We start from the raw sequence: 11,485 nt of genomic DNA on the forward strand, positions 1-11,485 counted from the left end.
CTTCGGGACTAACCCATTCGTCGCTTTCACAGGCGCCACCTGGTGCATGCACACCCGCCGGGCAATGCCCTGATGGCAATAAGAACGGGCGATCGATCATAAAAACCGGTCGCCCGTTGATGGCAAGCAAAAAAGGATTACAAACATATTTGTTTCTCCGTCATCATCTTCCGGAGATTTATCAGGCCATAACGCATACGGCCCAATGCAGTATTAATACTCACCTGCGTGAGATCGGCGATTTCTTTAAAACTAAGATCCGCATAATGACGCAGGATGATCACCTCCCGTTGCTCTTCAGGCAGCATATCCAGCATACGACGTACACGGTCATGACTCTGGCGGGTGATCAGTTTCTCTTCGGCACTGCTCTCGCTAAAGCTCAGTACGTTGAAGATGTCCTTATCGTCGCTGGTTTTGATGATCGGCGTCCGCTTGATTTTACGGAAGTAATCCACACACAGGTTGTGTGCAATACGCATGGCCCAGGGGAGGAACTTACCTTTTTCTGTGTAACGTTCTGCCCGGATTGTATCGATGATCTTAATGAAAGTGTCCTGAAAAATATCTTCAGCCAGGAAGGAATCCTTGACTAATAAAAAGATGGAGGTATAGAGCTTGTCTTTATGTCTTTGCACCAGTTCTTCCAATGCAGAGGCATGACCCTTTTTGAACAGGGTAATTAATTGCTCGTCGCTGAGTTTGTACATTATTTGCATAAACGTCTACAATAGCGGGTTTATAATAAAGAAACCGACTTATTCAAGTCTGTTGTAGGTAAAATAGTGTAGAGTTTATGCTATAATAGGAAGTTTTAAGAGTGATAGTTATTGGCGACCAATTCTCACGATCTTGGTTCTATGCAAATATAATGTTAAAGTTGAATAAAACAACCCCCTGATAGCAGTGATTTGGCACGATTGACAGAATTAATATTGAGTATCAGGTAGAAAAATGAATTTCTGTTACAAAAAGAAAAATAATCTCTTATTTTTTCCGTTCCCCGCCGGTGCAGACATCCCTGCAGCAATGGACAAAGACCATTGGAAAACCCCTTCACAGTCAGCCTTTGACGACCTTTACAGGCACGCAATCGGGGTGATAAATTAACGACAACAGGGCACTAACGAACTGAAGATTTATCATTTGTCCCAAATCCCTTACCTTCGTAATGCTAAAATTTTTGGCAAAATAACAACTCGCTGGAATATGGCTACAAAATCAAAGAAACCGGAAATTATCGCTGACGATGCCCCTATCAGTACGCAGGATCAGATATATATAAAAGGAGCGAGGGTTCACAACCTCAAAAACGTTAGTGTAGGCATTCCCCGCAACAAACTCGTAGTCGTTACCGGCGTATCTGGTTCAGGCAAATCCTCCCTGACCATGGATACCCTCTACGCTGAAGGCCAGCGCCGCTATGCAGAAAGTCTTTCCGCATATGCCCGCCAGTTCCTCATGCGCATGAATAAACCAGATGTAGACTATATAAAAGGTATCTGTCCGGCCATCGCCATTGAACAAAAGGTGATTACCCGTACCCCGCGTTCTACCGTTGGTTCCATGACAGAGCTCTACGACTATCTCCGCCTTCTCTTTGCCCGTATCGGCAAAACCTATTCGCCTGTTTCAGGTGAACTGGTAAAGAAGCATGAAGTAAGTGACGTCACCGACTATATTAAAACCCGTCCTGCGGGCACCAGGATCCAGATCCTCGTCAACTTCCGCCGCCATGCAAAAAGAGATGTGAAAGAAGAACTGCAGATCCTGATGCAGAAAGGCTTCTCCCGCCTCTATGGCAAAGACAAAGAGGGCGGAAAACTGCTGCGCATCGAAGAATTGCTGGAAGAGAAAAAACCGGCGCTGCCCAAAGAAACTTACCTCCTCATAGACCGCCTGGTTGCAAAGGACTTTGAAGAAGATGACCTGCACCGTATTGCAGATTCTGTGCAGACAGCCTTTTACGAAAGCGAGGGCGACTGTCTTGTAGAGATTGATGGCAGCGACATACAGCACTTCTCCAATCGTTTTGAACTGGATGGACTGCAATTCGAAGAACCTGTACCCAACCTCTTCTCCTTCAACAATCCATATGGTGCATGTCCCGTGTGTGAAGGCTTTGGACAAACACTGGGAATCGATGCCGACCTGGTCATTCCCGACAAACGCCTGAGTGTATTCGAAGGCGCTATCGCTCCCTGGAGAGGTGAAAAGATGGGTGAATACAAGGAAGCCCTCATCAAAGCTGCCCGCAAGTTCAACTTCCCTATTCATAAACCTGTTACCGACCTGACGGAAGAGCAATACAACCTGCTCTGGACGGGTAATGAGCACTTCTATGGGCTCAATGAGTTCTTCAAAATGGTGGAGCAGAACCTGTACAAAGTACAATATCGTGTACTGCAATCCCGCTACCGCGGCCGTACTATCTGCCCGGAATGTGGAGGAGGGCGTCTCCGCAAGGAAGCGCTGTACATCAAAATAAATGGCTGCAACATCGCCCAGCTGGTAGAAATGCCGGTCGAAAACCTGTATGGCTGGTTCGAACAACTGCAACTCAATGAATACGACCAACAGGTAGGTAAACGCATCCTGCTGGAAATTCACCACCGTGTTAAAACACTGCTGGACGTAGGACTTGGTTACCTGACCCTGAACCGTGTAGCGAATACGCTCAGTGGTGGAGAAAGCCAGCGTATACAGCTGACCCGCTCCCTGGGTAGTAACCTGACCAACTCCATGTACATCCTCGATGAACCCAGCATTGGCCTCCATGCCCGGGATACCCACCGCCTGATCCGTGTACTCAAGGAGCTGCGTGACCTCGGCAATACCGTAGTCGTGGTAGAACATGATGAGCAGATGATGGAACAGGCCGACTATATCATAGACATGGGACCACTGGCCAGCCACCTGGGTGGAGAAGTGATCTTTGCAGGCGACTATCCAAGCATTTTAAAAGATACAAAAAGCCTGACCGGAAAATACCTGAGCGGTCAGCTGTCTATACAACCACCCGCACGTACACGTAAGTGGAAGAAATCCATCACCCTGGAAGGCTGCAGGCAAAACAACCTGAAGAACATCGATGTGGATTTCCCGCTGGAAGTATTGTGTGTAGTGAGCGGGGTGAGTGGTTCCGGTAAGACAACACTGGTAAAGCAGATCCTGTACCCGGCCCTCATGAAACTGAAAGGTGAATTTGCAGAAAAGGTAGGCCAGCATCGTGCACTGAAAGGTGCACTGGACGACATTACCCAGATTGAAATGATTGACCAGAACCCGATCGGTAAATCCTCCCGTTCCAACCCTGTTACTTATATCAAAGCATACGATGAGATCCGTGACCTCTTCTCCCGTCAGCCATTGAGCAAAATGCGTGGTTTTCAGCCCAAGCATTTCTCTTTCAACGTAGATGGCGGGCGTTGCGATGCATGTAAAGGTGAAGGAGAGGTAATAGTGGAAATGCAGTTCCTGGCAGACGTACACCTGCAATGCGAAAGCTGTGGTGGACGCAAATTCAAAGATGAAGTACTGGAAGTAACCTACAAGGGTAAGAACATCTACGATGTCCTGGAAATGGGCGTAGATGAGGCATTGGATTTCTTCAAAGATGAGAAGGATGTAGTGAACAAGATCCGCCCGCTCAGCGATGTGGGGTTAGGCTATGTAAAACTGGGACAGAGCAGCGATACCCTGAGTGGTGGTGAGGCTCAGCGTGTAAAGCTGGCTTCCTTCCTGGGTAAGGGCAAGGCACAGGGCCACATCCTCTTTATATTCGATGAACCGACTACCGGCCTGCACTTCCACGACATTAAGAAACTGTTGGGTTCCTTCAATGCACTGATTGACCAGGGTCATTCCGTATTGGTCATAGAGCACAATACCGACGTCATCAAAAGTGCTGACTGGGTAATAGACCTGGGGCCTGAAGGCGGCGCCGGTGGGGGCCAGCTGCTGTACGCAGGCTTGCCGGATGGACTCAAAAACGTGAAAGAAAGCTACACAGGACAGTACTTATAATCGGAAACGAATGGATGATCAAAAAAGTAATGCTCTCAGATGAAAAAAATGATACCTGAATCACCAGGTAAACAATAAAGCATTCCTGAATGGCGGGATTCCCTTATGGGAACGAAAACCATTTTCAAATAAAAAGCCTGTATCGAAGTAAGATACAGGCTTTTTTATTTGATCTCAGTGGACCGGGATGTTATCTCAGTCTATCGAGAGACTTAATCAGCTTCTCATCCTTATATATCCCCCTGGCTGCCATGATCAGGAAGATCAGGATCAGCACTGGCAAAAATGCCCCCGGCAGGTATGTAGACGATGCAATGGTCTTGCCTGCCTGCTGAAATGCATTCACAAAATCCTGCACTTTAAAGTACTGCAAAGCAATCGCTGCCAGCGCCAGGAAAATATCCAATACAGTCAGCCTGAATTGCAGTTTCCGGTTTTTGAAAAGGAAAATACAGAACACGGAAAGTGCTACAATCAGCATGTAGACAACAAACACCATAAAATTAGACTGGGCATTGAAATATTTAGGAACCTGATCATCACTCAGGGTCACTTTGAAAATATCCAGGAACCATGTTCCTACAGCAGCCCCGGCAGCTAACAGAAGGTAAAGACTTTGAATGCGTTGTATCATGTTATTCAGGCAAATTAATACGTGGTAAAAATAAGTAAATATTTTATTTATGACGGCCAGACCTCCCCGCTTCACGGTGAAAAGTACCGGGTAGGCCTGGTGTCCGGCGTTTATTCCGGGGATATCCCGCAAATATCCCGCCTCTTTATAGATGCGGGTTATGGGCGGCTTATAGGCGGGTTATCTGCGGGTTATCTGCGGGATATCTCCGAAGAAGCGCTACCGACCAGCCATTAACCAGGCTAAGGGTCACCAGGGCCTGCGCACGGCCTCTTTTGCGGCGATTGAATGTTGTATAAATTGCACAATCGTATCATTCAATCCCCATTCAGTCATTTAATATACCAACCGGTATAATCGTACTGTTAAAAGTGTCATCATTACATATAATACTGACATATTACGGCATCCTTTCTTTCAATACTTTGTATATTGCACGCCCAAGAACAATCTCTTATTGAATTATGGCAAAGAAACAGAACAAGCAGGATGCTTTAGACTATCATGCTTTAGGCCGGCCTGGAAAAATCGAAGTAATACCTACTAAAAACACCAAAACGCAATGGGACCTATCCCTCGCTTATTCTCCCGGAGTAGCAGAGCCTTGCAAAGAAATTCACAAAGACGTAGAAAATGTTTATAAATACACGGCCAAGGGCAACCTGGTAGCGGTAATCAGCAATGGCACCGCGGTACTTGGTCTGGGTGATATCGGGCCTGAAGCCGGTAAGCCTGTGATGGAAGGAAAGGCGGTATTGTTCAAGATATTCGCAGATATTGATGTGTTTGATATTGAATTGAATACCAAGAATGTAGATGAATTTGTAAACGTGGTGAAAGCCATGGAACCTACATTCGGGGGTATTAACCTGGAAGACATCAAGAGTCCGGAGTGTTTTGAGATCGAAGATCGCCTGAAAAAAGAACTGAAGATCCCTATCATGCATGATGACCAGCATGGTACAGCGATCATTTCCAGTGCAGCCCTGTTGAATGCGATGGACCTGGTAAAGAAGGATATCACGAAGGTGAAGATCGTTTTCAACGGTGCCGGTGCAGCCGCGATGGCCTGCGTAAAACTGTACGTAGCGCTGGGGGCGAGCAAGGAGAACATCGTGATGTTTGACAAGGATGGTGTGATCAACACTTCCCGTGAAGGGTTATCTGATCTGCACAGGCAGTTTGCCACTACCTCTAAAGTAACAACCCTGGCAGAAGCCCTGAACGGGGCCGATGTATTTGTCGGTTTATCTGTAGGGAATGTGGTAACTCCCGAGATGATCAAGTCTATGGCCAGCAACCCGGTGGTATTTGCAATGGCAAATCCTGATCCGGAAATCGCCTACGACCTGGCAATCGCTTCACGCCCTGATGTGATCATGGCAACAGGTCGTTCCGATCATCCTAACCAGGTAAATAACGTATTGGGTTTCCCATACATTTTCCGTGGTGCACTGGATGTACGTGCTACGCAGATCAATGAGGCTATGAAACTCGCTGCGGTCAATGCGCTGGCAGAACTGGCCAAGGAACCGGTACCTGATATCGTGAACCTGGCTTACAACGAAAAGAATATCTATTTCGGTCCCCGTTATATCATTCCAAAACCACTGGACCCACGCCTGCTCAGTCATGTAGCACCGGCGGTGGCAAAAGCAGCGATGGAAAGCGGTGTTGCCCAGCAGCCGATCACCAACTGGGAGGAATATACGACTGTACTGAATAAGCGTCTCGGACTGGATAACCAGCTCTTCCGCGTGATTGGTACCAAAGCTCGTCAGGATCCGCGTAAAGTGGTGTTTGCAGAAGCAGACAACCTGAAGGTACTGAAAGCATCACAGGTGGTGAGAGATGAAGGTATTGCCTATCCGATCCTGCTGGGTAATGAACAACGGATCAGGAACCTGGCAGCAGAAAATGGTATCGAACTGGAAGATACGGTGATCATCGATCCTAAGAGCGATGAGATGACAGAGAAACGTCACCAGTATGGAGAATTGTTCTTCCAGAAACGCCAGCGTAAAGGATTTAACCTGTACGAAGCGAAGAAAGTCATGCGTGAGCGTAACTATTTTGGTTGTATGATGGTGGAAACAGGTGAAGCGGATGCGCTGATCTCTGGTCTGACACGTAACTATCCTGATACGATCCGCCCTGCATTACATGTGATAGGTACAGCACCTAATGTAAAGCGCGTGGCAGGTATGTATATCATCAATACCAAGCGTGGTCCGCTGTTCCTGGCAGATACTACGGTGAACTTTAATCCTACTGCCGAAGAGCTGGCCGAAATCACGCTGCTGGTAGCCGAGGAAGTAAGACAATTCAATATCACACCGCGCATTGCTATGGTATCTTATTCCAACTTTGGTTCCAGTCCGACCCCTGAGGCGCAGCTGGTAGCTAAAGCAAGAGAGATCGTGAAGATGAGAGAACCATCACTGATCGTAGATGGTGAAATCCAGGCTGCGATGGCGTTTAACAAGGAGATCCTGCGGGATAGCTATCCGTTCAGTGAGCTGATAGACCAGGAAGTGAACACCCTGATCTTCCCTAACCTCACTGCGGGCAACGTAGCCTACAACCTGTTGCAGGAAGTAGCCGGGTTTGATGCTATCGGACCTATCCTGCTGGGTATCAAGAAACCGGTGCATATCCTGCAGTTGGGCAGTACTGTAAGACAGATAGTGAACATGGTGAATATTGCTGTGGTAGAAGCGCAGCATAAGTGTTGCAAATAATATAATTTACTGATCTCTGTTGGTGGATGGCGTCATGTAGTATTTTAAAAGATGGCCCCGGCTGGTTTTGGAATACTAAATGAGTGACGCATACGGTCCACGGGCAGAGATCAGTATCTTTATAGAAAAAAGCATGCAGCACATCTCCCGGAAAAAGACCTTCTTTCCACTGAATCCTGCATTTCGCGGGTACCTCAAATTGTACGAGCGGGAGATTCGATTGCCGATATCTTACCAGGAGCTCCGTTACTATGATTCCTCCATTCCTGTGTATGACAAAGAAGGAAATGATACCTTATGGGAATCTGTATTTTATCCTGATAGTATGTATGGTCCGCTGAAGGCGGGACTGAAAAGGATCTACTCTATACTCAAGGCGGGTGGTGACCAGGCTGCCGAAGAACATTTGCAGGTAGAGCGGATCGATTACTGCACATTTGGAAATTCGCATCCTTTCAGGATCAGGATTGTCAACACTTACAACGAAGTTTACGATTATTTTTATATTAAGACAGCAGATGCATCACGCATTTATGGTCTTGAGCTGGAACATATTTTGTCTCCTTACTGGATGAGTTACATTGTAGATGGTAATACCCTGGTAGAGGAGCATATTGCCGGGGTACCGGGCGACCAGTTCATAGCGCATTATTTGCAGCGGCCGGAGTTCAACCCCAAGCGTATAGCCAAGGAGTTTGTGAAGTTCAATGAACGGTGTTTTGTGCGTTTGCTGGGGGATATGCGGTCGTACAATTTTGTATTTGACATCACCCCGGATTTTGATGATGTGCAGTTCCGGATCAGGGCGATTGATTTTGACCAGCAGTTTTACGAAGGAAAGCGGACTTTGTATATGCCGCAGTACTTTAAAGAGAACAGGGTATTCGTGGATCTGGCTATCAAGCATTTGAATGCGGAGGTGGTAAAGCAGTACCAGCAGGAAGAGCGGTCGCTGATCGCCCGTAGGATCAAGGCGCACAGGCACAGGATCAAGGACCTGCGGGATGTGATTATGACAGATAAGGTCTCGTTTCCTGAAAAGATCACGCAGCTGGGAGAGGAACTGGCACAGTACTATGATGATCCGGTGTTTGCAAGGTGTAAGACAATGGGGGAGATCATTGAACGGAGTTTAAAACGGTTACTGGTAAAAAGTTTGAAATAGCAGACTGGGATGCGACCGGCAATAGCGTGCCGGCAGGAGGGGGCGCTTCAGCCAGCCGCCGGTCATACGATTACCGGCAGGGAACGAAGATGCTTCCTTCATCCGTAATAAAGAGGATCGCCGGGAAGGAAAGATATTTTGCTGAAAAAACCGCTTCTGCCGAAGACGGAAGCGGTTTTTTCGCTGTTTTCTCAGTCGTTAATGATTTAATTTTTATTTAAATGGATACACTATCTTTGGCCCGTTATGGAATTTAGATTCTTTCATCATTTCGGAAGCTACCTGCTAATGCTAAAAGGAATGTTTTCCCGCCCGGAAAACATGAAGATGTATTGGAAAGAGTTCATGCGGCAGTGTGTGGATATAGGTATCGGTTCATTAGGTATCGTATTCATCATCTCTCTCTTTATGGGAGCTGTAACCACCGTACAGATTGCTTACCAGCTGGTAAGCCCGATCATCCCCAAAGCTACAATAGCACAGGTAGTAAGAGACACAATTATCCTGGAGTTTGCCCCTACGTTGACCTGTATCGTACTGGCAGGTGTAGTAGGTTCCAAAATAGCATCTGAGCTGGGTAATATGCGTGTATCTGAACAGATTGATGCGCAGGAGATCATGGGGATCAACACCCGTGGATACCTCATTATGCCTAAGATCCTTGCTTCCCTGATCATGATTCCCTGTCTCATCTGTATCGCCGGTTTCCTCGGGATCTGGGGTGGCCTCAAGGCAGGTGAAATGGGGGGGATTCTCTCTGCAGACCAGTTCTGGCAGGGGTTGAGACAGGAATGGAAGCCTTATAACATCTTCTTTGCACTCTTCAAGTCATTCGTATTTGCCTTCATTATAGCCAGTGTACCATCCTACTACGGGTATAATGTGCAGGGCGGTGCGCTTGAAATAGGTAAGGCAAGTACCCGTGCTGTGGTAGTGACCTGTGTATTGATTTTATTTATGGACTACATACTGGCTGCGATACTGCTGCAAAATTAATATAGCGTACATGATCGAATTAGTTAATATAAAGAAAGCATTCGGAGAAAAGGTGATCCTGCCAGATGTGTCGGCGGTCATGGAGACGGGCAAGGTGAACCTAATCATTGGCTCCAGTGGTAGTGGCAAGACGGTAATGATGAAGTGCATGGTCGGGCTGATGGAAATAGACGGGGGGAAGATCCTGTACGATGGACAGGACTTTACCAATATGCCTGAACAGGAACGGAAGAATGTGCGCCGCCAGATTGGAATGCTTTTTCAGGGTTCTGCACTATTTGATAGTATGACCGTAGAGCAGAACGTGATGTTCCCGCTCGATATGTTCTCCAAAAGCTCTGTAAAAGAGAAGAAAGCCCGTGTGATGGAGTGCCTGGAGAGGGTACAGCTAAAGGACGCTGCTAAGAAATTCCCGGCAGAGATCAGTGGTGGTATGAAGAAAAGGGTCGGTATTGCACGTGCTATCGTTTTGAATCCCAAATACTTATTTTGCGATGAGCCGAACTCGGGCCTGGATCCGCAAACTTCTTTGCTGATCGATAAGCTGATTAAGGAAATTACGCATGAATTCAACATGACCACGGTCATAAATACACACGATATGAATACGGTGATGGAGAGTGGTGACCATATTGTGTATATGTACCAGGGCAGGAAACAGTGGGAAGGTAGTAATAAAGACATCATTTTCAGTAAGGATGAGAAGTTGAACGACTTTATTTTTGCATCGGACTTCCTGCGTGATGCAAAGGAGATGAGGCAGATGGAGATGTTCCAGGAAAAGGACTGGCGGAATAAACTGAAGAAGGACTAAAAAGTCCCCAAAACATGACGACCGACATTAAAAAAACGTGAAGACGACCACAATCAGTAAATTATTGATTGGGAATATGGGATTAGGGGGTTATTTTTGCCAATAACATTACAAACACATAAACCAAGCGCGATGAGTGTTTTAGTTAATAAGAACAGCAAAGTGATTGTACAGGGTTTCACCGGTACAGAAGGCACATTCCATGCCACACAGATGATAGAGTATGGCACGCAGGTAGTAGGCGGCGTTACGCCGGGGAAAGGCGGCACCAAGCACCTGGATCGTCCGGTTTTTAATACGGTAAATGATGCCGTACAAGCAACCGGCGCCAATGTATCCATCATTTTTGTACCACCGGGCTTCGCTGCAGATGCTATTATGGAAGCTGCTGAAGCAGGTATTGAACTGATCGTTTGTATCACCGAAGGTATTCCTGTACAGGATATGATCCGTGCAAAGAACTTCCTGGTAGGTCGTTCTTCCCGCCTGATCGGTCCGAACTGCCCTGGTGTAATCACTGCTGAAGAAGCTAAAGTAGGCATCATGCCAGGTTTTATCTTCAAAAAAGGTAACATCGGTATCGTATCCAAATCCGGTACCCTGACATACGAAGCTGCTGACCAGGTTGTAAAAGCTGGTCTGGGCGTATCTACAGCTATCGGTATCGGTGGCGACCCAATCATTGGTACACCTACCAAAGAGGCGGTTGAACTGCTGATGAACGATCCTGAAACTGTAGGTATCATCATGATTGGTGAGATTGGTGGTAGCATGGAAGCGGATGCTGCAAAATGGATTAAAGAACACGGTACTAAACCAGTAGTTGGTTTCATCGCGGGCCAGACAGCGCCTCCGGGCCGTCGTATGGGTCACGCCGGTGCAATCATCGGTGGTGCTGACGATACTGCTGCTGCCAAGATGAAGATCATGGCTGAGTGCGGTGTACACGTAGTAGAAAGCCCTGCAAACATTGGTAAAACGATGGCTGAAGTGCTGAAAGCTGTAAAAGCTTAATAATAAAGAAACTGTATAATAATTATCCTCCTGTCGGGCTTTAGCCAGCAGGAGGATTTTTTTTGCGCTAACCTATATTCTTTACCTTCCATTAT

General features: G+C 46.9%; 9 protein-coding genes. 7 read left to right on the plus strand and 2 right to left on the minus strand.

The window, feature by feature from the left end; translation table 11 throughout:
* Nucleotides 1–137: 137 nt before the first annotated feature.
* A complete protein-coding gene (locus tag ABDW33_RS03915; protein ID WP_146970795.1) occupies nucleotides 138–710 on the minus strand; it encodes a sigma-70 family RNA polymerase sigma factor in 573 nt (190 codons plus the stop codon).
* A 499-nt stretch (nucleotides 711–1,209) separates the two neighbouring features.
* Between ABDW33_RS03915 and uvrA the strand changes: the two genes are divergently transcribed.
* Entirely contained in the window at nucleotides 1,210–4,026 is a 2,817-nt protein-coding gene (gene uvrA / locus ABDW33_RS03920) for an excinuclease ABC subunit UvrA (protein ID WP_343688762.1), read from the plus strand.
* A 190-nt stretch (nucleotides 4,027–4,216) separates the two neighbouring features.
* Here the strand turns inward: uvrA and ABDW33_RS03925 are convergent, their stop codons facing one another.
* Nucleotides 4,217–4,660: a DUF4293 domain-containing protein gene (locus ABDW33_RS03925; RefSeq protein WP_343688763.1), complete on the minus strand. Its 444-nt coding sequence runs from the start codon at nucleotides 4,658–4,660 to the stop codon at nucleotides 4,217–4,219.
* A gap of 21 nt (nucleotides 4,661–4,681) precedes the next feature.
* On the opposite strand from ABDW33_RS03925, the gene ABDW33_RS03930 reads away from it, so the two are divergent.
* From ABDW33_RS03930 to sucD, 6 genes are all read left to right on the plus strand, one after another.
* The gene (locus ABDW33_RS03930) at nucleotides 4,682–4,897 is read left to right on the plus strand and encodes a hypothetical protein (RefSeq protein ID WP_343688764.1); all 216 of its coding nucleotides are present in this window, start codon (nucleotides 4,682–4,684) and stop codon (nucleotides 4,895–4,897) included.
* A 227-nt stretch (nucleotides 4,898–5,124) separates the two neighbouring features.
* Nucleotides 5,125–7,401: an NADP-dependent malic enzyme gene (locus ABDW33_RS03935; RefSeq protein ID WP_343688765.1), complete on the plus strand. Its 2,277-nt coding sequence runs from the start codon at nucleotides 5,125–5,127 to the stop codon at nucleotides 7,399–7,401.
* 79 nt (nucleotides 7,402–7,480) lie between these two features.
* Complete coding sequence (locus tag ABDW33_RS03940) at nucleotides 7,481–8,566, plus strand: hypothetical protein (protein WP_343688766.1); 1,086 nt, start codon at nucleotides 7,481–7,483, stop codon at nucleotides 8,564–8,566.
* Between the two features lie 246 nt (nucleotides 8,567–8,812).
* The gene (locus ABDW33_RS03945) at nucleotides 8,813–9,562 is read left to right on the plus strand and encodes an ABC transporter permease (RefSeq protein ID WP_343688767.1); all 750 of its coding nucleotides are present in this window, start codon (nucleotides 8,813–8,815) and stop codon (nucleotides 9,560–9,562) included.
* A 10-nt stretch (nucleotides 9,563–9,572) separates the two neighbouring features.
* Nucleotides 9,573–10,376 carry an ATP-binding cassette domain-containing protein gene (locus tag ABDW33_RS03950; RefSeq protein WP_343688768.1) on the plus strand — a complete coding sequence of 268 codons (804 nt, stop codon included), beginning with the start codon at nucleotides 9,573–9,575 and terminating at the stop codon, nucleotides 10,374–10,376.
* 132 nt (nucleotides 10,377–10,508) lie between these two features.
* Complete coding sequence (gene sucD, locus ABDW33_RS03955) at nucleotides 10,509–11,390, plus strand: succinate--CoA ligase subunit alpha (RefSeq protein ID WP_343688769.1); 882 nt, start codon at nucleotides 10,509–10,511, stop codon at nucleotides 11,388–11,390.
* The last annotated feature ends 95 nt before the right edge of the window (nucleotides 11,391–11,485 follow it).

The organism is Chitinophaga sp. (assembly GCF_039596155.1).
Lineage (GTDB): Bacteria > Bacteroidota > Bacteroidia > Chitinophagales > Chitinophagaceae > Chitinophaga.